Below are 22,689 nucleotides of genomic sequence, written 5' to 3' on the forward strand. Positions count from 1 at the left end.
TTTGTTTGTCGGCCCGTACGGCCGTGGTGGATGCCAACCTTGGTTGGCACTTTGATTCACCGCACGCGGATGCGTCCGTGCTTGCTTGGTAGGTGCCAACCTTGGTTGGCACTTTGCTTCACCGCACGCGGATACGTCCGCGCCGACCAAGGTCGGCACCTACCAGAGCGCCTTTGATTCACCGCACGCGGATGCGTCCGTGCCGACCAAGGTCGGCACCTACCAGAGCGCCTTTGATTCACCGCACGCGGATGCGTCCGTGCCGACCAAGGTCGGCACCTACCAGAGCGCCTTTGCTTCACCGCACGCGGATGCTTCCGTGCCGACCAAGGTCGGCACCTACCAGAGCGCCTTTGCTTCACCGCGCGCAGGTGCGTCCGCGCTTGCTTGGTAGGTGCCAACCTTGGTTGGCACTTTGATTCATCGCACGCGGATACGTCCGTGCCAACCAAGGTTGGCACCTACCAGAGCATGAAGCCGCGTGGTGTCAGCGGGCCGGGGCGAACTGCAGGCGGGTCCACACGCCGTAGTGGTCCGACGCCCAGCGACCGCTGTCGTCGGGCTGGTCGAACAGGATCCTGGCTTCGCGCGCCACCATCCGGTCCTGCTGGAAGAAGATGTGGTCGATGCGCGAGGGCGCCTGGTAATAGTGCCGGTTCAAGGTACTGACCGCCGCCAGGTCGGTGTTCACGTGCACACTGCCGTAGCTGTCACCGTAGTGGCTGCGCAGTTCGCTCAGGTCGCCGGCATCCACCAGCGCGTTGAAGTCGCCGGCGATCACCACCGGCGCACCGGCCGAGGTTTCGGTGATGAAGCGCAGCAGGTCTTCCACCTGGCTGCGGCGGATGCCCTGGCCGCGCTCGTCACTACGCTCGTTCAGATGCGTGGCATAGACGTTCACCGGCTGCCCGTCCACGTCGATGCGCAGGTGGGCCACGGTGCGGTAGTCATCCAGCGGCTGCAGCAGGTGCTCGCCGTGGGCCAGGATCGGGCGCCGGGTCAGCAGCGCGTTGCCATAGCGCTTGGGCGCACCCACCGGATCGGTGGATACGAAGACGTACTTGTAACCGAGCTGGCTGGCCAGCCACTGGGCCTGGTTGCGCACGTTGCGGCGCTGGATCACTTCCTGCAGGGCAATGGCATCGGGCTGCAGGCGCTTGAGCTCGGCCACGATCGTGCGCCGCCGGGTTGGCCAGTCTTCGCGGTCATGGTGCAGGTTGAAGGTGACCATGCCCATGCCGGGCGCGGTCGATGCCTGCGCAACGGCAGGCTCACCTGCCTGCTGCGCCACCGCCAACGCGGGCCATGCCAGTGCCATCGCCAGCCCCAAGGCGCGCAGTGCCACGCGCGCCCTCCCCTGCTTCAACGCCATGTTTACTGCCCCTTGCGTTCGGCGCGGCGCACCGCACTTGGCACTTCAATTTCCACCCGCGCTGGCAGCGCGTGCACGTGCAGCTCGTTGTCCACCCATTCGGCCGGCTCGCCATTGACCGTGGCCGCGCCGGGTTCGCCGCTGTAGGGCCACGGCAGCACCACGCCCCCCACCGGCGGCAGCAGGCCCGGCTGCACTTCCAGCACCAGCTGCTTGTCGTTGCGCTGCAGGCAGTAGTTCAGCTGCCCCTGTGGGGTGCGCAGGCCCTGCACGGCAATGCCCTCGCCCTGGAACCAGGCCGTGGGAATACCTGCAGCCAGCACCAGCGCGTCATCCACATCGCGGTTGTAGGCGAACATGTCCAGCGCCGAGCGCACGAAGTCCGAGGCCACCCAGGCATGCGGCAGGTCGCCCACGAAGAACGGCGTGCGCGGCGTGCGCGAGACCACTTCGGCCCACTGGTTCCAGGCCTGCGGCGCGCGGTCCTTGAAGAAGAACTGGCTGGCCTGCCAGGCGCGGTCACGCCAGCCCAGGCGCACGAACGCGGCCACGTTGCGCCACTCGTACGGGGTGTAATCCTTCCATTCGCGCTTGCCGTCGCGGCGCGCCACGAATTCGTTCCAGTAGCGCTCGAACGTGCGGTCCAGCGCGGGCTGCGGCAGGCGCCCCTGCTCACCACCGGGCGCCAGGGCGATGGTGGTGGAGGTGGCATCGAAGTCCCCCAGCTCGGCCGAACCGGGCAGGAAGTCGATGCGGTGCTGCTGCATGGCCGACTGCAGCGATGCCTGCAGGTCATCACGGAACTGGTCGCGCGATTCGCTGATCTGCATCGCTTCGACCTTGCCCAGCTGCGCAGCGATGATCGCCGCGTCCTTGTAACCGCGCAGCGCCCAGAAGTTGTCCCAGTACGAGTGCATCGGCTTGGCCGAATAGCCTTCGTGGCTGATCGAGGCCGGCATCATCCCGTAGAACGCGGGATTGCGCGCACGGTTCTCTTCGGTGCGCTCGCTGGCGCGCAGCTGTTCCATGTACTGGTAGGCGCCCTGCACATGCGGCCACATCAGTTCCAGGAAGGTGCCGTCGCCGGTGTAGCGCCAGTACTCGGCGATGTTGTAGATCAGTTCGCCATGGCTGTCGTTCTCCGGCACCGGGTCGCTGCCGCGCGCATCCACGCAGCACGGCACCTTGCCGTTCTCGAACTGGAAGGGCGCGTACCAGTTCACGTAGTCACGCACCGCATCGCTGCGGCCCATGCGCAGCAGACCCTCGGAAATCATCGCGCCATCGCGGATCCAGCTGCGCGCATACGAACGCGTGCCCGGCTGCAGGCGCGGCCCCACGCGGGAAATCAGCATATGTGCGACGGCGGTGCGCAGGGTTTCCACCAGCGGCTGGCCGGCGGCCGGCACCTGCAGCGACACCACGCCCAGCTTCTGCCGCCACTGCGCGGCCACCTGCTGCTGCGCCTTGGCCACGTCCAGCGCCTGCGGCGCCCAGCTGCCGGTCTGCGGCAGCACCACCGCCACTTCGCGACTCTGCCCCGGCTCCAGCTTGATGGTGTACAGCAAGGCGCCGGAGGCCAGCCCGGTGCTGTCCTTCACCGCCGTGGTGCCGGGCAGCTTGCCGCTGGCCAGGTGCATCGCGTCCAACTTGCCGTCGAACGTGGTGGCAAAGCGCGCATCGGGCGCCTGCAGCGGATAGACCCGCGGCTCGCCATTGATGCGCACCAGCTGCTCGCCCACGTCCAGGCTGTCGATGCGGCTGAAGCCGCCGGTGGTGTTCAGGAACTGGGTCGGCGGGTTCACCTGCCACGGCCGGATCGCCAGCGCCAGGGTGTATTCGTGCGCCACCTTGTCGGGGTTGCTCAAGCGGTAGCGGCCGATCAGCTGCGCGCGCTCGGGCGTGCCCTGCACGAAACCGGTCACCGACAGCCCGGCCTTTTCATGCACCCAATCGACGTTGGCGATGGGCAGGTAGCGGTCCTGCAGCGATTGGGTGATGGCCACGTTGGACCAGTCCAGCAGCTTTCCATCCAGGCGGACGAACGGCTCGATGCTGAAGCTGCCCTTGGCCGGCTCCAGCGCGCCGTCTTCGCTGATCAGCGCCTGTTCCTGGCCACCATCCAGGCCCAGCAGGGTCCAGTACGGCTGCTCGCCCACGAACGCACGCGGCAGTGCGCCGCGCGGCAGGTCCGCCGCCACCGATGACAGGAAGGCGTTGGGCGTGGCCGCGAAGGCCAGCGGCTTCAGCGCGATGTCACGGATGCCATAGCGCCAGTTCGGGCCGCCCTGCAGGTCGAAACGCACATAGCGCGCGTCGGTGTCGGGCAGCGCCAGCCAATCACGGCCACCGCCACCATTGGTCACCTCACGCACGGTGCGCCAGTCGCGGCCATCCTGCGAGGTGCGCACGGTGTAGCGGGTGGCTTCCAGACTGGGCAGCCAGTCGATCACCGCCCCGCCGATCTCGCGGGTGTCGTGCAGATCCAGGCTGATGGTCTGCTGCTTGACCCCGCCGCTGATCCAGAAGGTATCGCTCTTGCCGTCGATCATGCGGTCCTGCAGCGCAGGCGCGGTGTCGGCAATCACCGCCGGGTGCAGCGGCGAGGTGTCCTGCGCCGGCAGGCCCTGCAGGGTCAGCTTGTCGAAGCAGACCGTGCCGCGCCCGCCCACCTTGCTGTAGATGGTGAACTCGACTGCGGCACTGCGCGCCATCTCCTTGTCCGGCGATGGCCCCCAGGCCTTGTCGATCTGGCGCCGGCGGTACTCCACCGGCGTCCAGGCCTTGGGGAAGCTGTAACCGGGGCGGTTGACCCACCACACGTTGTCACCGCTGGCGTCGATCAGCTTGAACTGCAGGTCGTTGCCCGGCGAATCGCCGCGCAGCTGGAAGCCGAAGCGGTAATTGACCGGGTATTCGATGTTCAGCGCACGGCGCAGGCCCACATAGCCGGAGACCTTGTGGAAGTCGTAATCCAGGCACAGCGCGCGGCCACCGCCCGGTGCGGTGACCGGGCGCAGCGAACCACTGACCTGGTCGGACAGCACCAGCTTCCATGCGCCGATGTCGTCGAAGTCATCCAGCACCTTCGGCGCGGGCAGCGCCGGTGGTGCGGCGATCGCCAGGGAAGACCACAGCAGGCCCAATCCAACGGCGATCGCACGCTTCATCCCTTAACACTCCCCAGCAACAGACCTTGGATGTAGTACCGCTGCAGCACCAGGAACAGCGCCAGCACCGGAACCACGGTGACCACCGCGCCGGCCATCATCATTTCCACGTCCATGATGTGTTCGCGCGAGAGGGTGGCCAGTGCCACCGGCAAAGTGTAGTGCTCCTGGTCGGTCAACACGATCAACGGCCACATGAAATCGTTCCATGCGCCCATGAAGGTGAAGATCGCCAGGGTGACCAGCACCGGCTTGAGCATCGGCAGCACGATCTGGAAGAAGATGCGCAGCTCCCCTGCCCCGTCGATGCGCGCCGCTTCCAGCAGCTCATCGGGAATGGAGCGGGCGTACTGGCGCACCAGGAAGATGCCGAACACGCTGGCCAGGGCCGGCACGATCACGCCGCCGAAGCTGTTGACCAGGCCCAGCTGCTTCATCAGCAGGAACAGCGGCAGCATGGCCACCTGCGCCGGGATGACCAGCGCGGCCATCAGCACTTGGAACAGGCGCTCGCGGCCGACGAAGTTCAGCTTGGCGAAGGCGTAGCCGGCCATGGTGTTGAGCAGCAGCGAGCCCAGGGTGATGGCCAGCGACACCAGCAGGCTGTTGGCGAAGTTGCCGCCCATGCCGGTGCGCGCGAACAACTCCAGGTAGTTGCGCGTGGTGACGTGCGAGGGCAGCAACGGCGGCGGGAAATGGGTGGCCTCGCCCTGCGGCATGAACGAGACCGAGACCATCCACAGCAGCGGTGCCAGGCTGACCAGGGCCAGCACCAGCAACGCACCATTGACCATCCACGGGTGCCAGCGCGACTGGCCGATTTCACGACTCATACCAACTGCCTCTTGCGGCCGAAACGCAGCATCACGGTGGTCACCGCCAGGATGATCAGGAACAGCAGGAACGCCACCGCGGAGGCGCGACCCAGGTTCCACCACTTGAAGCCTTCCTCGAACATGAAATACAGCACGCTGACGGTGCTCTGCAGTGGGTCGCCGCGGGTCATCACGTAGGGTTCGGCGAACAGCTGGAAGTAGCCGGACACGGTAATGACCCCGACCACCAGCAGCACCGGGCCGAGCATCGGCAGGGTGATGTGCAGGAACTGCTTCCAGCGCGAGGCACCATCGATGCGCGCGGCCTCGTACAGGTCATGCGGAATGGCCTGCAGGCCGGCCAGGAAGATCACCATGTTGTAGCCGAAGTTCTTCCACACGGCGAACAGCATGATGGTGGGCATGGCCCAGTTCGGGTCACCCAGCCAGTCGATCGGGCTGATGCCGATGTGGCCCAGGCCGTAGTTCACCAGACCGTAGCTGGTGTGGAACAGGTAGCGCCAGATCACCGCCACCGCCACCAGGGTGGTCACCACCGGGGCGAACAGTGCGGTACGGAACAGCGCCTTGAAGCGCGCCGCCGGTGCGTTCAGCAGCATCGCCGCGCCCAGCGACACGCCGATCGACAGCGGTACGCCGATCAGCACGAAGTAGGTGGTGTTCCACAGCGACTTCCAGAACATCGGGGTCTGCAGCAGATCGATGTAGTTGCCCAGGCCGACGAACCGCAGGTTGCTGCTGTCGGACAGGGCATACAGATCGAAGTCGGTCACGCTCAGCGCCAGCGCCGAGGCCACCGGCAGGCCGAAGAACAGGCCCAGCACGATCAGCGAGGGGCCGGCGAAGATCCAGCCGGCAAGCGAAGTACGTTTCATTGCGGGCTCCCGGCCGCTGCGGCCGGCGCATCGGCAGGTGCCTGCGCACCGCCGCCCTGCAGGCGTTGTTGTTCATGCATCCAGCGGCGCTTGGCCAGCACCTTGTCCACGCGCTGGTCCAGCTCTTCCACGGCCTTGTCCTGCGGCAGGCCACCGCGCACCACCTTTTCGGTGACGATGCGCATTTCCTGCACGATGCGCTCCCACTCCAGCACCTTCGGCGTGGGCTTGACCCGCTCCAGCTGGTCACGGAAGGCCGCAGCCAGTGGATCACCAGCCAGCGAGGGTGCGGTCCAGGTGCTGCGACGCGGCGGCAGGTCACCGATGATGGAATGGAAGCGGGCCTGGATTTCCGGCCGCGACAGGAACTCGATCAGCTTCCACGAGGCTTCCTTCTGCTGCGACTTGCGGAAGATCACCAGGCTGGTGCCACCGGCGATGCCGGCGCCCGGACCATCCGGACCCGGCAGCGCAGCGGTGCCCCACTGCCCTTCCAGTTCCTTGGGCTGCAGCTTCTTGAACTCGCGGATGTTCCAGGGCCCGGAGATGTAGAAGACGTTGAAGCCGCGGAAGAATTCATCCCAGACGTTGGAGATCTGGGTTTCGGACATCTTCGGCGCCCAGCCCTGCTCGAACATGTTCGAGTAGAAGGCCAGGGTGCGGCGGAAGCCGGGGCTGGCGAAGTTGCCGCGGGTGTCATCGTCGCGCAGCAGCGGGTCGGGCTGCTGCAGCGCCAGCGACAGCTGCTGCTCGAATTCGTTGATCGGCATCAGCACCGCGTAGCGGTTCGGGCCCTGCATCTTCTTGATCGCGGCCATCTGCTGGTCCCACTCGGCCCAGGTGCGCGGCGGGTGGTCGAAACCGGCCTTGGCCAGCAGGTCCTTGCGGTAGTAGATCAGGCGCGTATCGACGTACCACGGCACGCCCACCAGCTCGCCGTGGATCACGTTGGTATCCCAGATGCCCTGGAAATAGTCCTGCGGATCGACCACGGTGGAGCGCTGCACGAACGGCTGCAGCGGGGTCAGCGCATCCAGTTCGGCGAACTCGGGCACCCAGGTGTTGCCGAGCTGGCAGACATCGGGCAGGCCATCGGCGGCGAAGGCGGTCAGCAGCTTTTCATGCGCGGCCGTCCACGGAATGTTCTGCACATCCACCTTGATGCCGGGGTTTTCGGCTTCGAACTCGTGGATCAGCTCGCTGACCACTTCCGCTTCACGGCCCATGGCCCAGAAGCGCACGGTGGTGGTGCCCGGCTCGGTGCGGGCGCAGCCGGCAACGGCCAGCGCGGCCAGCAGCGGCAGCGCCCAGCGGCGCAGGCGATGGGTCCAGGGTTGCACCGGCTTACTTCCCCTGTCCAGTGTTGCGGTTGGCATTGTTCTTCTGTTCCTGCGCGGCGGCCGCGCGCGATTCTGCGATACCTACCGCGCGCGCCGCCGCGGCCTTCTCATCCTTCTGCAGCTGCAGCGGCTGGAACTCGCCTTCCGGTGCCAGCCAGCCACCACTGAATCCTGCCCGTTCCAGACCCTTGCGGATGTACGGGTTTTTCTTCATTACTTCCCAGACGAAATCATCGCGGTAGTTGGCGATCATGGTCAGGATCGGGCCCTGGTCGATGGCGATGTAATCGCTGGCGACCCAGCCGCGGTCGGGCACCAGGCGCCCGGTCTTGATCGGAATGTCGTAGTTGAAGCTGGGGTTGAACGAATCCAGGAACCCGTAGCTGGAATAGATGTAGTCGCCGTAGCGCTTGTGCATCTCCACCGTGGCCGGGATCACTTCCTCGGGCGCGAACACGATCGAGGACACCGCCGCGGTCGGGGCGATGGTGCCGTCGTCGAAGTTCTCGCGCAGGCCTGCGCCGCGCGAGGAGTAATGGCGGAACTGGCGCTGCTCGCCGCGGTATTCCTGGGTGGTGTTCTGCGGGCCATCGCTGGCGGTCAGGCCCCAGACGTTCTCGCCGTAATCCTTCCAGTTCATCGGGTTGGCGATGGCGTACTCACGCTGGGCCAGCGCCGCCGAACGGCTGTTGAGGAAGTAAGTGCTGCCGCGTTCGCGCATGTACGCGTCCTGGATATCGCGGAAATCGATCCAGACGTGGCTGTACTGGTGGCCGAACAGCGGCCCGAAGGACAGGTATTCCTGGCCCTGGTAGACGCCCCAGTCGTTGTCGTAGGTGCGGGTCCACACGGTCCACGCATCCGGGCTGACCGGGTGGCTGGGCGAGCCCAGGGCGAGGATGTAGACCATCATCGCTTCGTTGTAGCCCATCCAGTCGTGGTCGATGAAGCCGCTTTCGGGGAACCAGCCCATTGAAATGAGCGGTGCGCGCTGCTGCAGCCACGGCCAGTCGACCTGCTTGTACAGGCTGTCGGCAATCTGCCGAATCTCTTTTTCGCGCGGGTCGTCGCCGTCGTAGTACGACTGGGCAAACAGCACGCCCATCATCAGCAGCGCGGTATCCACCGAGGACAGTTCCACCCAGCTGTCGTAGCGACGGCCTTCCTGCATGTCCAGGAAGTGGTAGTAGAAGCCCTTGTAACCGGCCTTGCCGGTGCGCTGCGGGCCCATCGGCACGTCGCGGAAGAACTTCAGCGTGGTCAGGGTGCGGTCGATGGCCTGGTTGCGGCTGACCCAGCCGTTCTCGATGCCGATCGGGTAGGCAGTCAGCGCGAAGCCCACCGAGGCGATGCTGGCGAACGGACGCGACGGATAGCGGTCGGGGGTCAGGCCGTTCAGTTCATTGGTGGTATCCCAGAAGAACTGGAAGGTGCGGCGCTCGATATCGTCGAACAGCGGCGGCAGTTCCGGCTTCATCGGCCGTGGCGGTGCGTCGGCCTCGACCAGGATCACCTGCGGCTTGGGCTTGGCAGGTGCTTCCTGCTGGGCCGGTTTGCAGGCGGCGATGGCCAGGGTCATCGCAGCGGCGGTCAACAGGTGGCGTGCCTGCATGGCGCGGTTCCTCCGGTGGGCTGTTCGATGGAAGAGCATAACGTCCAAACACCTGAAATCGTTTACAGCACGGACTCTTAAAAAACCACGAAAAACGTGGCCCGGGTGTCGGCGTCATTGCCCATGCCAGTGCACCGTGCAGTCGCGGTGCACTGGCATGGGCAATGGACCGGCCATCACGGCCGGCCATTGCACAACCGGTACCGCCGGCGAACCGGCGGTACCAAGCGCGATCATCAGAAGCGGAAGCCCACTTCGGCCTTGATCTGGCGCGGCGTACCGATGATGTCACCGGTCTCGTTGTAGCTGGCTTCCAGCTTGCCGTTGCTCTTGATGTAGTTGTAGCTGGAGAAGTTGTCGAAGTTGAACACGTTGATGATGTCCAGGCGAGCGTACAGCTCGGTATCACCCGGCATCTTGAACGTCTTCGTCGCCTGCAGGTCGACCGAGCGGTAGCCGAACACCTTGCCACCGATCAGGAACTTGCCATTGGCGTTGGGCACGGCGGCCTGCGGGGTCGGCAGGGTGTAGCCGCTGGCCTGCGGGATGCCGTACCAGTCGTTGACGGCGGTCGGGGTGGCCAGGGTGATCTTGCCACCGAAGGTGATGCCCCAGAAGCCCGCGTACGAACCGGTCACCACCAGGCGGTGGCGCGGCGCGCCGTTGGAACGGATGGTCGGGTAATCGCCGATCAGGCCGCGGTCGAACGCGTACTTCTCGTTGATGTCGCGGTTGTGGCGCGCGGTCGTCCAGGTGTAGGCGATCGAGGTGCCCCAGCCGCTTTCCTTGGTGAACGGCTTCTGCGCCGACAGCAGCACCTGGGTCGCACGGGTCTTGATGCCCTGCTGGCCGATGATCAGGCTGCCGAAGCCCGGCACGTTGCAGCTCCAGGCCTGGCTCAGGCCCGGGTCGGTGCCGCCGCACAGGCGCGGGTCATCGAAGAACTGGCCGGTCGGGTAACGGTTGCCCAGGGTGAAGGCGAAGCCGTCGTAGCTCAGGGTACGGGCGATGGTGGCGTCGGTCAGCCAGTCACCGATCTGGTTGCTCATGCCCAGGCTGAACTGATCCGAGTACGGGGCCTTCAGCTTGTTGTTCAGCAGGTCCACTTCCAGACCGGCATTGCTGGTGGCGCCTACCAGGGCCTGCAGGTTGCCGATGCCGTTGAGCAGGTTCGGGTTCCAGTCGTAGCAGGCGGCCTGGCCGTTGATGCAGGTGCCGGTGGCCGGGTTGCGGAAGTAGATGGTCGGCTGCGGCAGGGCCAGCTTGGTGGTTTCCAGCTGCAGGTTGTCGAACAGGTCGCGGTCGTAGGAACGGCCGGCACCACCGTGGATCACGTGCTGCTCGTCGGCGTTGATGTCATACGAGAAGCCCAGGCGCGGCTGCCAGGCATCCTTGAACGCCTTGCGGTTGTGGCCGTTGCTGATGTAATCGCTGATGTCCAGGCCGCCCAGCGCCAGCGAATCGGCGTAGGTCTGGCCGGCGGCAGCGCGCGGGTCCTGCGAGTAGATGGCGTCCACCACCTGCTGCGGGGTCACGAAGTCCAGGTAGGCCGGGTTCTTTTCGTAATCCCAGCGCAGGCCCAGGTTGATCTGCAGGTGGTCGTTGACCTGCCAGTCGTCCTGGATGAACAGACCCAGCTGCTTGGCCTTGGAACGCACTTCACCGGACACGCCCGACACGCCGGTGACCGGCTTGACGAACTGCGCCTTGTACGGGATGTCCGACGGGAAGTCCGGATCGCCCAGGGTGTAGGTGAAGGTCGGGTTGATCTGCGCCGCGTCAGAGGCGTACAGATCGATTTCCTTGTACTTCGCACCCATCTTGATGGTGTGGTCGCCCGCCCACTGGATGCCGTCCAGGGTCAGGTTGTCTTCGATCGACCAGCCCTTCTGGCCCTTCACCTGCGAATCCAGTGCCGAAGCGCCGCCGACCTTGACGATGGTGCGGTCTTCGGTGCCGTCCGGTGCGGTGTAGGTGATGCCGTTGGCCAGGGTCAGCGGGGTCGGGTTGTTGAACGAATCTTCATGGGTGACCATCAATTCGTTGTAGTAACGCTCACCGCTGTGGTTCCAGCGCAGGGCATAGCGGCGGTCGGTGTTGACCACTTCACGGCCGGCTTCCGGCGAGGTCTGGCCACTGAACTGCTGCTGGGTTTCGTCGCGGTCCTGGAAGGTCAGCTCGATGCGATCGTTGTCGGTCGGCTCGAAGTCGACCTTGGCGAAGATCAGGTCCTGCTGGAACGGCTGGCTGGCCGGGCCGAGGCCGGCAGCGCCGTCAGCCGGCAGCAGACCCACGCTGCTGGTCACCGCACCGTCCGGCGCGATGGTGACCGGCAGGTCGAAGCGCTTGGCTTCGTAGGTCACGAAGAAGTGGGCCTTGTCCTTGACGATCGGGCCGCCCAGGGCGAAGCCGTATTCCTTCTCGGCCGAGACCATCTTGTCCTGGCCGGCCTGGCGCTCGGCCGGGGTCTTGGCGCGCATGTCTTCGTCGGTGTAGCGGTAGAACGCCTCACCCTTGAATTCATTGGTACCGGACTTGGTGGCGGCGGTCACCGCGGCGCTGGACACCTGGCCGTACTCGGCCTTGTAGTTGCCGCTGATGACCTTGTATTCGCCGATGGCCAGCTGCGGGAACGGGTTGCCGGCGCTGCCGGACTGGCCGGCCACGCCGCCGCCCTTCACGTAGCTCTTCTGGCCCACGCCGTCGATGTAGACGTTGGTGCCGTCGGCATTGGTGGCACCGCCACGCAGCGAGGTGTTGCCCTTGGCATCACGGGTGAAGATCATGCCCGGCACGGCGTCGGCGAACTCCAGGAAGTTGCGCGACACCTGCGGGGTGGTCTGGATCTGCTGCAGGCTGACGGTCTTGCCGACTTCGGAGGTGCGCACTTCCTGCAGCAGGGTCGGCGCGACCACGTTCACGGTGTCCAGGTTGGTGGCCGCCGAGGTGCCGCCGCCGGTGGCGGCCGCTTCGCTGAAGTTCAGCGTGGCGGTGGAGGCCACGGTGACGGTGACCTTCTGGGTCTGGCCGTTGGCCACCACGTCATAGGTGCCCGGGTCCAGGCCCATCAGCGAGTAGCTGCCGTCGGCACGCACGGTGCCACGGCGCACCGAACCGGTGGCCACGTTGGTGGCGGTCACTTCCGCGCCGGCCTGGGCGCCGGACACCTGGCCACGCAGGCTGGCGTTGGCCGACTGGGCCATCACGTTCGGGGCGGCGGCCAGCATCAGGCAGCTGACCAGGGCGGTGCTCAGCAGCCGGCGTGCCGGCGTGCGGATGGTGGAATGCATCATCAACTCAATCTCCGGGTGGTGGTAACCGCTTGCGCGGTTCCTGCGATCAGTCAAAAGAAAAGGAAAGCCTCCGGCTTCAACGGCCGGATGGCGAGGTGGTGGAATCTCGAACGATCAGGCGGGGTACCAGCGTCTGCTTGTCCCCTGCCCCTTCCGTGGTAGTGCCGTCCATCAACTGCAACAGGCGCGTCATGGCCCGATCGCCCAACTCGGCGATACTGACCTGCATGGTGGTCAACGATGGGTGTACGAACCGCGCCAGCGGAATGTCATCGAAACCCGCCAGGGCGACATCGGTGGGCACGTGGACACCTGCCTGCGCGAACGCGTACAGACATCCCAGGGCCATCATGTCGTTGGCGGCGAACACGGCATCGGGCAGCGCACCGGCTGCCAGCAACTCCTGACCGGCGCGATGGCCGGAAGCTTCGTCGAAATCACCGGGCAGCTCGATGCCTTCGGCGCCATTGCCAGCAGCCGCCAGCGCGTCACGGAAGCCGCGCAGGCGCTCGCGCGCGTCGAAGTTGAGGTCCGGGCCTGAAATGAAAGCGATGCGGCGGTGGCCGGCATCGAGCAGGTGGCGGGTCATGGCCATCGCCCCTGCGTGGTCGTCGATGCTCAACACCGGGTGGTCCTGCGTGGGCAGGTAGGTGTTGATCAGCACGGTGGGCAGCGACTGCGGCAGGTTGTCGGTCAGGAACCCCGGGCTTTCCGCATACGGGGACAGCACCAGCAGGCCATCGACGCGGCCGCGCATGGCGCGCAGCGCAGCGCCCTGCTGTTCCTGGTCGCCGTGGTAGCTGGACACCAGCAGGTGCTGGCGGCGGCTGCGGGCCACTCCGTCGATGCCACGCATCAGTTCGGAGAAGAATTCACCGTACAGATCGGGCAGCACCACGCCCACCGTATTGGTACGGCGGCTGCTGAGGCTGCGCGCGGCAGCATGTGGGGTGTAGCGCAGCCGCGCGGCCACTTCCAGCACAAGCTGGCGGACCGGTTCGGCAACGTTCTCATGCCCGTTGAGCGCGCGGGAAACCGTGGCCACGGAGACCCGGGCTTCGCGTGCGACATCTTTGATTGTTATGGCTGCCTTGTTCACGAAGCCGCCCTCCACGGCTTGGACCTACCAGCTTGGCGCGGAATGTAAGCGTTTCCATCTGCGCTTGTAAACTGTCCGTTAGGCGAATGTCCCATTCCGGACACAAAAAGTTGTCCCGGGCAGGCCCGCACGGTGACCTGCAAAGACAGTATCTGGGTCATGTTCAGCCCTGTTCTGACGGGGTATGTGCACGGATGGACAGCGCATGGATGTCGGTGTCCATCAGGCTGCCCAGCGCAGCGTAGACCGCGCGGTGGCGCGCAAGTGGGGCCATGCCGGCGAAGCGTTCGCTGACCACGTGCACGTTGAAATGGCCGCGCCCATCGCGCGCGCCGGCATGGCCGGCATGGCGACGACTGTCGTCTTCGATCTCCAGCACGCTGGGGGCCAACGCTTGTTGCAGTGCATCACGAATCTGTTCGATGCGCCCCGCGTTCATGGCAGCACCTTGCGGAACGGACGCACCTGGGTGCGCACGTACACGCCCGCGGCCACGTACGGGTCGGCTTCGGCCCATTCCTGTGCCTGCGCCAGCGAGTCGAATGCGGCGATGACCACCGAGCCGCTGAAGCCGGCCGGACCCGGGTCTTCGCTGTCGATGGCCGGGCATGGACCGGCCAGCAGCAGGCGCCCCTGGTCGTTCAGCGCCTGCAGGCGCGCCAGGTGCTGCGGACGTACCTGCAGCCGCTGGGCCAGCACGTCCTGGTCGTCATAGCCTTCAATCACGTACCACATGGGGTGGTTCCTCGTTCATGTTGCGGTGCGCCGATTCTAGCCAATGCCGGCCTGTTGCCTGCCGTTGCTGGACACTGGCGCGGCAAAGCCTTACCCTAGGGTCAATTGCACGTGGCTGGATGCAGCAGCCCGTCGGTTTCCGCGGCTTCCGCAGCCCCCGACGATCGCCCCGCCGCTTCCTGACGGGCCACGTAGACGACCTCCCCGTAGTCTTGTCGCTGCCGCTGTTGTGCAGCGCGTGCTGCTGTTTCATATGTGTGGAATCGCGCCGAGACAGGCGTGCCTGGTGCCCCCGTGGCCGTGGCGTTGGCCCGGCATGACGGGTACCGCGACTGGTCCGTTGCAATGCTGACGTCCATTAGATGACTTCCGAACTCGCGCTCGACGCGAACCCGCCAACCCGGCCGCCCGCCCCCCAGCAGCAGGAAATGCCGCTGGCCGTGGTGCATGGGCAACCGGTCCTGCAGATTCCGCAGGACCTGTACATCCCGCCGGACGCGCTGGAAGTCATCCTGGATGCCTTCGAAGGGCCGCTGGACCTGCTGCTGTACCTGATCCGCCGGCAGAACCTGGACGTGCTGGACATTCCCGTGGCCGAGATCACCCGGCAGTACGTGGAATACATCACGGTGATGCGCGAGCTGCGTTTCGAGCTGGCCGCCGAGTACCTGGTGATGGCCGCGATCCTGGCCGAAGTGAAGTCGCGCATGCTGCTGCCGCGCCCGGTCAGCGAGGATGGCGACGAAGCCGACCCGCGCGCCGAGCTGGTGCGCCGGCTGCAGGAGTACGAACGCTTCAAGCAGGCGGCGGAGGATATCGACGCCCTGCCCCGGCAGGACCGCGACACCACGGTGGCGCATGCGTTCATGCCGGAACGGGCGACGGTGAAGCTGCCGCCGCCGGTGGACCTGAAGGAAATGCTGCTGGCCCTGCACGACGTGCTCAAGCGCGCCGAGCTGTTCACTGGCCATGCGATCAAGCGCGAGGCACTGAGCGTGCGCCAGCGCATGGGCGAGATCCTGGGCCGCATGGAAGATGGCCGGTTCTACCGGTTTGAAAGTCTGTTCACCGCTGAGGAAGGCAAGCTGGGCGTGCTGGTCACCTTCCTGGCCATGCTGGAACTGGCCAAGGAACAGCTGCTGGACATCGTGCAGGAAGAACCGCTGGCGGCGATCTACGTGAAGTCGCTGGCGGCCGGCAACACCAACGCCCCGCTGCAGTTCAGCAGCGAGTTCGACGACAACGACGCCGCCAACGAGAACGAGTGAGCGCTGCCTGCCGATGGACCAACCGCTGATCAACCGTATTGTCGAAGGTGCCCTGCTGGCGTCCAGCCAGCCGCTCACCCTGGCCCAGCTGAAAGACCTGTTCCCGGAAGACGAGCCGGCGCCGCCGGGCAGCATCGAGCGCGCCCTGCAACAGCTGCGCGAGGCCTGCGCCGGCCGCGGCGTGGAACTGCTGGAGGTGGCCTCCGGCTTCCGCTACCAGGTGACCGCCGAAGTGCATGGCTGGATCAGCCGGCTGTGGACCGAACGCAAGACCCGTTACACCCGCGCCACCCTGGAAACGCTGGCGCTGATTGCCTACCGGCAGCCGATCACCCGCGGCGAGATCGAGCAGGTGCGCGGCGTGGCCGTCAGCAGCAACATCATCCAGGCGCTGGAAGAGCGCGAGTGGATCCGCGTGGTCGGCCACCGCGACGTACCCGGCAAGCCGGCGCTGTTTGGCACCACCAAGGGTTTCCTGGACTACTTCGGGCTGAAGCGGCTGGACGAACTGCCGCCACTGTCCGAACTGAAGGACCTGGGCGAACTGGAACCGCAGCTGGCGCTGGACCGTGACGGCCCGGCCGCCGCAGGCGCCGCCGGCCCGGACATCAGTGCCGACCCTGACGGCGCTGCCAACGATGACACCCGCCTGGACGCAGGCTCAGGCAACACCCCCGATTCCGCCGGCGCAGCCCCTGCACCGGCCAGTGACGAGCAAGCACCTTCGCCCTTCGATGCTGGGCACCCCGATTCCGCGCCGGGCGAGCGCGCGGTTCCCGTGAACGAACGCGAAGACAACGCCGTCGCGATGACGACCGTGGCTGTTGACCAAGCCGATTCCGAACCAGAGGCCGACCTCGAAACCGTCGGCCGGAGCAAATCTGATGAGTGACACCCCCCGTAACAAGCTGTCGCTGAAGCGCGAAGCCACCTCCGAACAGTTCAAGCTGGAAGAGCGCCTGCACAAGGTGCTGGCCCAGGCCGGCCTGGGTTCGCGCCGCGCGCTGGAACAGCGCATCGCCGAAGGCCTGGTCAAGGTGAACGGCGAAGTCGCGCAGACCGGCATGTCGGTCAAGAGCGGCGACAAGATCGAGCTGGACGGCCGTGGCTTCGTCGCCACCGCGCTGGCCGAGCCATCGCGCGTGCTGGTCTACAACAAGCCGGAAGGCGAAGTGACCACCCGCGAAGATCCCGAAGGCCGCCCGACCGTGTTCGAAGCGCTGCCGCCGCTGAAGGGCGCGCGCTGGATCGCGATCGGCCGCCTGGACATCAACACCACCGGCCTGCTGCTGGCCACCACCGACGGTGAACTGGCCAATGCCATGATGCACCCGTCGTTCGAGGTCGAGCGCGAGTACGTGGTGCGCGTGCGTGCACCGGAAGGCGAAGAAAAGGTCAGCGACGCGATCGTCGACCGCCTGGCCCGTGGCGTGGCGCTGGAAGACGGCCCGGCCAAGTTCGACGAGATCGAACGCATCGGCGGCACCGACTCGCACGACTGGTTCCGCGTGGTGGTGAAGGAAGGCCGCAACCGCGAAGTGCGCCGCCTGTGGGAATCGCAGGGCTGCCAGGTCAGCCGCCTCAAGCGCACCCGCTACGGCAAGGTGTCGCTGCCGCGCGAACTGGCCCGTGGCCAGACCGTGGAACTGCCCAGCGCCCAGGTGGAAGCCCTGCGCGCGCAGCTGAAGCTGGAAGAAGGCGCGCCGTCGGCGCTAACCCTGCAGCCGGTGATCGGCCAGCGCCGCGCCGCCAAGACCACCGTGCGCGTGCGCGAAGGTGGCCGCGGCAATGCCTACGTCAATGGCCACAGCACGGCCGATGAAGGCCGCGAACTGCGCCGCTTCGACAACGTGCGCGAAGACCGTGGCCGTGGCCGTGGCGGCAAGGGCGGCGGCTTCAAGGGCGGCCTGACCGTCAGCGGTGAAGCGGCGGCCAAGCAGTCGCAGAAGCCGTTCAAGCAGCGCGCGCCGAAGAACGATCGCTCGCTGCCGGAAGGCAACCCGGCTGCGTTCCGCACCTGGTACGTGCCCGATGGCGTGAGCACCGGCCCGAGCGGCCACCGCAATGCCGGCCCCGGCGCGCGTGGCCCGGGTGCCCGTGGTCCGGGCGCAGGCGGCCAGGGCCGTCCGTACGGCAAGCCGAAGGCCCCGGGTGCGGGTGCCGGCGGCGGCCAGGGCCGTGGTGGCTTCGGCGGCGAAGGTCGCGGCAATGCCGGCGGCCAGGGCCGTGGCGGCTTCGGCGGTGAAGGCCGTGGTGGCGCCGGTGGCGGCCAGGGTCGTCCGGCCGGCGCGGGCAACCGCTCGCAGGGCCAGGGCAACAAGCACCCGTACGGCCATCCGGGCAATGCCCCGAGCTTCCCGTCCGACCATGCCACTCCGGGCTTCAACCCGTATGGCAGCCCGAAGCCGGCGCACGGCGCCCGTCCGGGCGGTCGCGGTCCGGGTGGTCCCGGTGGCAACCGTGGCCCGGGCGGCAACCGTGGTCCCGGCGGTCCGGGTGGCAACCGCGGCCCGGGTGGCCCCGGCGGCAACCGTGGCCCGGGCGGCCCGCGCCGCAGCGGCCCGCGCGGCGGCTGATCGCGGTCCTCGCTGAAATGAAAAACCCCGGCTTCGGCCGGGGTTTTTTGTTGGCGTGCAGGTCGCGAGGGCGCCTGATCGTTGCGCGGATTTTCTCTAGGAATTGTTTGAAAACAGGCCATTTGTGCCATAGGTCGCCGCATTTGGTGCGCCCGCTGCCTATCGTCAAGCCTCACTCACATGACAAGGCAACACCCATGACCGGCATCACCCCCGACCAGGCCCGCGCCAACGCCGACCTCGCTGGCCGCACCACCGGCGAATTCATCCAGGACATCGATCATTCCATCGACGCCAACTCGCGCAAGGGCGAACGCCGCATCGTGGTGGCCCTGCCGCGCGGCCAGGCCCGCGAAGGCCAGGCCGAAGCGGTACTGGCGCATTACCAGGACCGCGGCTACGTGGTCGAACAGCTCAGCGTGACCGGCCACGCCTGGCACCTGCAGATCGGCTGGTAAGGCTCAGCGGCGGCTGATGGTGAACGCCGCACCATCCACGCCCAGGTCCCAGCCCTTGCCGGTGCCGGACAGGGCCAGCGAGATGTCGCCCTTGGTCATCACCTGGGCGTTGCTGGATTTCACCGCACCGGCATGGGCACCGACCGAGGCATAGGTGCCCAGCAGCTCACCCACGCTGCTGGCGCCGGTGAAACTGCCACGGCCATCGGTGATCTTCGACTTGCCCACGGTCAGGCCACCGCCCTTGAGCTGGATGCGCACCGGCATGCTGGCGCCGTTGCTGCAGCGGACCGTACCGGTGCCCGAGGCGGTCTTGTAGATCAGCGACCAGCCGGACAGGTTGTAGCGCAACTGGCAATCCAGGTTGCCGCCGGCCTGCGCGGCCGGGGCCAGGGCGCTGGCGGCAAGGGCCAGCAGCAGGGCAAGGGACTTCTTCATCGGCAGCACTTCCACTTCATTCGGACTGCCGGCGAATCTAGCAGCGCGCGCGTGCACGATGGATGCAGGCGCGCGCGTGGGTGCGGCAAGCGTTCAGCCGCCGCACCGGGCGCTCAGGCGCGTTCGTCCAGATGGAAGGCGTCGGCATCGAGCATGGCCGGGAAGCGCGCGCGGTGCGCGGCCAAGGCCTCGGCCGAGATGGTGGTGGTGACCACCTGCTCGCGCTCGCGGATCTCCACCTGCGGCTGGCCCAGGAAATCGATCACCGCACTGTCGCCGGCGTAGTGCAGCTGGTTGCCGTCCACGCCGATGCGGTTGACCGCCGCCACGAAGCACAGGTTCTCGATGGCGCGTGCGCGCAGCAGGGTCTTCCACGCATAGGCACGTGCCGAGGGCCAGTTGGCCACGAAGATCTGCAGGTCGAAATCCATCTGCCCTGCCCGCTCCACGTTGTAGCGGTTGCGGCAGAACACAGGGAAGCGCAGGTCGTAGCAGACCTGCGGGTTGATCCGCCAGCCCTTCCATTCCACGCTCAGGCGGTCGCGGCCGGCGGCATAGCGTTCGTGCTCGCCGCCATAACGGAACAGGTGGCGCTTGTCGTAGTACTGCAGTTCGCCATCAGGCGTGGCAAACAGCAGGCGGTTGTACACGCCCTCGCCTTCGCGCAGCTGCACGCTGCCGATCACCGCGGCATCCAGCGCACGTGCCTGCTCGCGCAGCCAGGCCACCGTCGGGCCGTCCATGCCCTCGGCCTGGGCGATGGCATCGTTGGAAAACCCACTGGTGAAGGTCTCCGGCAGGATCACCAGGTCGGTGCGGCCAGCCAGCGGCGCCAGCAGCACGCCGTAGTAATCGCGGTTGCCCGCCGGGTCATGCCAGCGGGTGTCGCCCTGGACGAGGGAAATGCGCAGGTCCTGCATGGTCGTGTTCCCTCAGAGCAGGCGCAGGCGTTCGATCGCCGCGTCCAGGGTGGCTTCGTTCTTGGCAAAGCACAGGCGCACCAGGCGCTGGCCCACCGGCGCGGTTTCGTAGAACGGCGACAGCGGAATGGCGGTCACGCCCTTTTCAATCGTCAGCCACTTCACGAATTCGTGGTCGGGCAGATCGCTGATGTCCGAATAGTCCACCAGCTGGAAGTAGCCGCCCGGCACCGGCAGCGGCTTCAGGCGCGTACCGGCCAGCTGTTCGCGGAAACGATCGCGCTTGGCCTGGTAGAACGCGCCCAGTTCCAGGTGGTGTTCCGGCTCGTCGCGGATCATCGCGGCAAACCCATACTGGGCCGGGCCGAAGCTGGTGAAGGTGTTGTACTGGTGCACCTTGCGGAATTCGGCGGTCAGCAGCGGCGGCGCCACCGCGTAGCCGATCTTCCAGCCGGTGCAGTGGTAGGTCTTGCCAAAGCTGGAGATGACGAAGGTGCGCTCGCGCAGTTCCGGGTAACGCAGCGCCGATTCGTGGCGGCGGCCGTCGTAGATGATGTGCTCGTACACCTCATCGGAAATCAGGTAGATCTGCGTACCGCGCAGCAGGTCGGCCAGCGCCTGCATGTCGGCCTCGTCCAGCATCGCGCCGGACGGGTTGTGCGGGGTGTTGACCATCAGCATGCGGGTGCGCGGAGTGATGGCCGCGCGCACGCGGTCCCAGTCCACGGCGAAGGTCTGCGGGTCCAGCGGCACGTGCACGGCGGTGGCGCCGGCCAGCTCGATGGCCGGTTCGTAGCAGTCGTAGGCCGGGTCCAGCACGATCACTTCCTCGCCGGCACGCACCACGGCGTGGATGGCGTTGAAGATGGCCTCGGTGGCACCGCTGGTCACGGTGATCTCGGTGTCCGGGTCGATGGCGGCGCCGTACAGGTCCAGCGACTTCTGCGCGATGGCCTGGCGCAGCGGCGCCACGCCGGTCATCGGCGGGTACTGGTTCAGGCCGGCCGCCATCGCCTTGCTGGTCTCGTCGATCAGCCGCTGCGGTGCGGAGAAGTCCGGGAAGCCCTGGCCCAGGTTGACCGCGCCGTGTTCGGCGGCGAGCTGGGACATGACCGTGAAGATGGTGGTGCCGACCTTGGGCAGCTTGGTGTTCGGTTGCATCGGCCTGGAATATGGGAGAACAAGGCCCGGAAGTGTACGAAATCCGCGCCCTGCCTGCGGAACCGGGCTGTTCTTTGCATATTCCACGCCGCCAGCGGCCCGGGTCCGGCGCTACCGGGGCCGCATTCACCGCTACAATTGCCGCCGCACCCCGGCATGAAGATCCCTGCCCCTTGAACACCCCTGCATTGCTGGCCGCCAGCGGCCTGAGCTTCTCCCGCAATGATGAGCCCGTGTTCGGCCCGCTGGACTTCCATGTGGACGCCGGCGAGGCGCTGCTGGTGCAGGGCGGCAACGGCGCCGGCAAGACCACCCTGCTGCGCGTGCTGGCCGGCCTGGCCCGGCCGGGCGCCGGCCAGGTGCGCATCGACGGCAAGCAGGCCAGCACGGCCGAGCGCGCGCGCTACGTGGCCTACCTGAGCCACCTGCCCGCACTGAAGCCGGACCTGGACACGCTGGAAAACCTGCACTTCCTGTGCGGCCTGCATGGGCGGCGTGCGCGGCAGATGCCGGGCAATGCGTTGGCCATCGTCGGCCTGGCCGGTTACGAAGACACCCTGGTGCGGCACCTGTCGGCCGGGCAGAAACGGCGGCTGGCACTGGCCCGCATCTGGCTGTCACCGGCCCCGCTGTGGCTGCTGGACGAGCCCTACGCCAACCTGGATCTGGACGGCATCAACCTGGTCAACCGGATGATTTCCGCGCACCTGCGCAGCGGCGGTGCCGCCCTGGTCACCACCCATGGCGCCTATGCCGCACCGCCGGTACGCACGCGCCTGCTGCAACTGCAGCCGGATCTTGCCCAGGGAGAAGCCGCATGATCGCGCCGGGCACCGAACCGGGTCTGTGGCAGACCGCGCGTGCCCTGGTGGCGCGCGACATGCGCCTGCTGTGGCGCCGCCGTGGCGATGCCCTGCAGCCGCTGCTGTTCGCGCTGCTGGTGGTGGTGCTGTTCGCCCTGGCCCAGGGCCGCGATCCGCAGCCGCTGGCCGCTACGGCCGGTGCCGTGCTGTGGCTGGCGGTTCTGCTGGCCGGGCAACTGGCGCTGGACTCGCTGTTCCGTTCCGATGCCGAAGACGGCTCGCTGGAACAATGGCTGCTGGCCCCGGTGCCGTTGGCCTGGCTGGTGCTGGTGCGGGTGCTGGTGCACTGGGCCACCACGGCACTGCCGCTGATCGTGGTCAGCCCGTTGCTGGCGGAAATGCTGCATCTGCCACATGACCAACTGCCGATGTTGCTGGCATCGTTGCTGCTGGGAACACCCGTGTTGAGCCTGATCGGCGGTGTGGTGGCAGCACTGACCGTCGGCATCCGGCGCTCTGGTATTCTCGTGGCGTTGCTGTCGTTGCCGCTGTATGTACCGGTGCTGGTGTTCGGTGCAGGCAGTCTGGCGGCAGCCGGCCGTGGGCAGGATCCAGTCGGTGCGCTGCTGATGCTTGGCGCGGGGCTGGTGGTCGCCCTGGTGCTGGCACCGCTGGCTACGGCCGCGGCCATCCGTATTTCTCTGAGTTGAACGAGCTGAGAGCCAATCCATCC

At 66.8% G+C, this 22,689-nt stretch carries 20 protein-coding genes; 7 read left to right on the top strand and 13 right to left on the bottom strand.

Features of this window, described 5'->3' with window-relative positions; all coding sequences use genetic code 11:
• Window positions 1–199: 199 nt before the first annotated feature.
• Window positions 200–394 carry a hypothetical protein gene (locus C1931_RS20320; protein WP_159095497.1) on the top strand — a complete coding sequence of 65 codons (195 nt, stop codon included), beginning with the start codon at window positions 200–202 and terminating at the stop codon, window positions 392–394.
• Between the two features lie 93 nt (window positions 395–487).
• Here the strand turns inward: C1931_RS20320 and C1931_RS12905 are convergent, their stop codons facing one another.
• The 10 genes from C1931_RS12905 to C1931_RS12950 all read right to left on the bottom strand — a co-directional run bounded on the left by C1931_RS12905 (window position 488) and on the right by C1931_RS12950 (window position 14,332).
• The gene (locus C1931_RS12905; RefSeq protein ID WP_108756644.1) at window positions 488–1,372 is read right to left on the bottom strand and encodes an endonuclease/exonuclease/phosphatase family protein; all 885 of its coding nucleotides are present in this window, start codon (window positions 1,370–1,372) and stop codon (window positions 488–490) included.
• 2 nt (window positions 1,373–1,374) lie between these two features.
• Window positions 1,375–4,542 carry a discoidin domain-containing protein gene (locus C1931_RS12910; RefSeq protein ID WP_108756645.1) on the bottom strand — a complete coding sequence of 1,056 codons (3,168 nt, stop codon included), beginning with the start codon at window positions 4,540–4,542 and terminating at the stop codon, window positions 1,375–1,377.
• Complete coding sequence (locus tag C1931_RS12915; protein WP_108750092.1) at window positions 4,539–5,375, bottom strand: carbohydrate ABC transporter permease; 837 nt, start codon at window positions 5,373–5,375, stop codon at window positions 4,539–4,541. Before C1931_RS12915 ends, C1931_RS12910 begins: the two co-directional genes overlap by 4 nt.
• Window positions 5,372–6,253: a sugar ABC transporter permease gene (locus C1931_RS12920; RefSeq protein ID WP_108750093.1), complete on the bottom strand. Its 882-nt coding sequence runs from the start codon at window positions 6,251–6,253 to the stop codon at window positions 5,372–5,374. Before C1931_RS12920 ends, C1931_RS12915 begins: the two co-directional genes overlap by 4 nt.
• Window positions 6,250–7,593, bottom strand: coding sequence for a sugar ABC transporter substrate-binding protein (locus C1931_RS12925; RefSeq protein ID WP_234412817.1), 1,344 nt, complete (start codon window positions 7,591–7,593; stop codon window positions 6,250–6,252). The genes C1931_RS12920 and C1931_RS12925 overlap by 4 nt, the downstream gene beginning before the upstream one ends.
• A gap of 4 nt (window positions 7,594–7,597) precedes the next feature.
• Window positions 7,598–9,205 (bottom strand): glucoamylase family protein, encoded by a 1,608-nt coding sequence (locus tag C1931_RS12930; protein ID WP_108750094.1) that lies wholly within the window; start codon window positions 9,203–9,205, stop codon window positions 7,598–7,600.
• Between the two features lie 236 nt (window positions 9,206–9,441).
• The gene (locus C1931_RS12935; protein WP_108756647.1) at window positions 9,442–12,498 is read right to left on the bottom strand and encodes a TonB-dependent receptor; all 3,057 of its coding nucleotides are present in this window, start codon (window positions 12,496–12,498) and stop codon (window positions 9,442–9,444) included.
• 76 nt (window positions 12,499–12,574) lie between these two features.
• Window positions 12,575–13,612, bottom strand: a complete 1,038-nt coding sequence (locus C1931_RS12940; RefSeq protein WP_108750096.1) for a LacI family DNA-binding transcriptional regulator — start codon at window positions 13,610–13,612, stop codon at window positions 12,575–12,577.
• A gap of 148 nt (window positions 13,613–13,760) precedes the next feature.
• Entirely contained in the window at window positions 13,761–14,036 is a 276-nt protein-coding gene (locus C1931_RS12945) for a BolA family protein (RefSeq protein ID WP_108756648.1), read from the bottom strand.
• Window positions 14,033–14,332: a YciI family protein gene (locus C1931_RS12950; RefSeq protein ID WP_108756649.1), complete on the bottom strand. Its 300-nt coding sequence runs from the start codon at window positions 14,330–14,332 to the stop codon at window positions 14,033–14,035. The genes C1931_RS12945 and C1931_RS12950 overlap by 4 nt, the downstream gene beginning before the upstream one ends.
• Window positions 14,333–14,694: 362 nt before the next feature.
• Here C1931_RS12950 and C1931_RS12955 point away from each other — a divergent pair, with 362 nt between their 5' ends.
• The 4 genes from C1931_RS12955 (at window position 14,695) to C1931_RS12970 (ending at window position 18,634) form a co-directional block, all read left to right on the top strand.
• Window positions 14,695–15,600: a ScpA family protein gene (locus C1931_RS12955; protein ID WP_108750099.1), complete on the top strand. Its 906-nt coding sequence runs from the start codon at window positions 14,695–14,697 to the stop codon at window positions 15,598–15,600.
• A 13-nt stretch (window positions 15,601–15,613) separates the two neighbouring features.
• A complete protein-coding gene (gene scpB / locus C1931_RS12960) occupies window positions 15,614–16,492 on the top strand; it encodes an SMC-Scp complex subunit ScpB (RefSeq protein WP_108756650.1) in 879 nt (292 codons plus the stop codon).
• A complete protein-coding gene (locus C1931_RS12965; RefSeq protein ID WP_108756651.1) occupies window positions 16,485–18,176 on the top strand; it encodes a pseudouridine synthase in 1,692 nt (563 codons plus the stop codon). The genes scpB and C1931_RS12965 overlap by 8 nt, the downstream gene beginning before the upstream one ends.
• 197 nt (window positions 18,177–18,373) lie before the next feature.
• Window positions 18,374–18,634, top strand: coding sequence for a hypothetical protein (locus C1931_RS12970; protein WP_108756652.1), 261 nt, complete (start codon window positions 18,374–18,376; stop codon window positions 18,632–18,634).
• A 3-nt stretch (window positions 18,635–18,637) separates the two neighbouring features.
• On the opposite strand, the gene C1931_RS12975 is transcribed toward C1931_RS12970, so the two are convergent.
• The 3 genes from C1931_RS12975 to C1931_RS12985 form a co-directional block, all read right to left on the bottom strand.
• Complete coding sequence (locus tag C1931_RS12975) at window positions 18,638–19,072, bottom strand: hypothetical protein (RefSeq protein ID WP_108751591.1); 435 nt, start codon at window positions 19,070–19,072, stop codon at window positions 18,638–18,640.
• Window positions 19,073–19,185: 113 nt separating this feature from the next.
• A complete protein-coding gene (locus C1931_RS12980) occupies window positions 19,186–19,992 on the bottom strand; it encodes an amidohydrolase (protein ID WP_108756653.1) in 807 nt (268 codons plus the stop codon).
• A 12-nt stretch (window positions 19,993–20,004) separates the two neighbouring features.
• Window positions 20,005–21,153, bottom strand: coding sequence for a pyridoxal phosphate-dependent aminotransferase (locus tag C1931_RS12985; protein WP_108756654.1), 1,149 nt, complete (start codon window positions 21,151–21,153; stop codon window positions 20,005–20,007).
• Between the two features lie 173 nt (window positions 21,154–21,326).
• Here C1931_RS12985 and ccmA point away from each other — a divergent pair, with 173 nt between their 5' ends.
• Together ccmA and ccmB are read left to right on the top strand one after the other, a co-directional pair.
• A complete protein-coding gene (gene ccmA / locus C1931_RS12990) occupies window positions 21,327–21,974 on the top strand; it encodes a heme ABC exporter ATP-binding protein CcmA (RefSeq protein WP_108753605.1) in 648 nt (215 codons plus the stop codon).
• Window positions 21,971–22,666, top strand: a complete 696-nt coding sequence (ccmB, locus tag C1931_RS12995) for a heme exporter protein CcmB (RefSeq protein ID WP_108753606.1) — start codon at window positions 21,971–21,973, stop codon at window positions 22,664–22,666. Before ccmA ends, ccmB begins: the two co-directional genes overlap by 4 nt.
• The last annotated feature ends 23 nt before the right edge of the window (window positions 22,667–22,689 follow it).

The sequence above is a fragment of the Stenotrophomonas sp. YAU14A_MKIMI4_1 genome, from assembly GCF_003086855.1.
In the GTDB taxonomy this organism is placed as follows: domain Bacteria; phylum Pseudomonadota; class Gammaproteobacteria; order Xanthomonadales; family Xanthomonadaceae; genus Stenotrophomonas.

Bases quoted from the DNA above. Each gene is read 5' to 3' on its own strand.
- C1931_RS12905 (WP_108756644.1), bottom strand. From the start codon at position 1,372: ATGGCGTTGAAGCAGGGGAGGGCGCGCGTGGCACTGCGCGCCTTGGGG.
- C1931_RS12910 (WP_108756645.1), bottom strand. From the start codon at position 4,542: ATGAAGCGTGCGATCGCCGTTGGATTGGGCCTGCTGTGGTCTTCCCTG.
- C1931_RS12915 (WP_108750092.1), bottom strand. From the start codon at position 5,375: ATGAGTCGTGAAATCGGCCAGTCGCGCTGGCACCCGTGGATGGTCAAT.
- C1931_RS12920 (WP_108750093.1), bottom strand. From the start codon at position 6,253: ATGAAACGTACTTCGCTTGCCGGCTGGATCTTCGCCGGCCCCTCGCTG.
- C1931_RS12930 (WP_108750094.1), bottom strand. From the start codon at position 9,205: ATGCAGGCACGCCACCTGTTGACCGCCGCTGCGATGACCCTGGCCATC.
- C1931_RS12935 (WP_108756647.1), bottom strand. From the start codon at position 12,498: ATGATGCATTCCACCATCCGCACGCCGGCACGCCGGCTGCTGAGCACC.
- C1931_RS12945 (WP_108756648.1), bottom strand. From the start codon at position 14,036: ATGAACGCGGGGCGCATCGAACAGATTCGTGATGCACTGCAACAAGCG.
- C1931_RS12950 (WP_108756649.1), bottom strand. From the start codon at position 14,332: ATGTGGTACGTGATTGAAGGCTATGACGACCAGGACGTGCTGGCCCAG.
- C1931_RS12955 (WP_108750099.1), top strand. From the start codon at position 14,695: ATGACTTCCGAACTCGCGCTCGACGCGAACCCGCCAACCCGGCCGCCC.
- scpB (WP_108756650.1), top strand. From the start codon at position 15,614: ATGGACCAACCGCTGATCAACCGTATTGTCGAAGGTGCCCTGCTGGCG.
- C1931_RS12965 (WP_108756651.1), top strand. From the start codon at position 16,485: ATGAGTGACACCCCCCGTAACAAGCTGTCGCTGAAGCGCGAAGCCACC.
- C1931_RS12970 (WP_108756652.1), top strand. From the start codon at position 18,374: ATGACCGGCATCACCCCCGACCAGGCCCGCGCCAACGCCGACCTCGCT.
- C1931_RS12975 (WP_108751591.1), bottom strand. From the start codon at position 19,072: ATGAAGAAGTCCCTTGCCCTGCTGCTGGCCCTTGCCGCCAGCGCCCTG.
- C1931_RS12980 (WP_108756653.1), bottom strand. From the start codon at position 19,992: ATGCAGGACCTGCGCATTTCCCTCGTCCAGGGCGACACCCGCTGGCAT.
- C1931_RS12985 (WP_108756654.1), bottom strand. From the start codon at position 21,153: ATGCAACCGAACACCAAGCTGCCCAAGGTCGGCACCACCATCTTCACG.
- ccmB (WP_108753606.1), top strand. From the start codon at position 21,971: ATGATCGCGCCGGGCACCGAACCGGGTCTGTGGCAGACCGCGCGTGCC.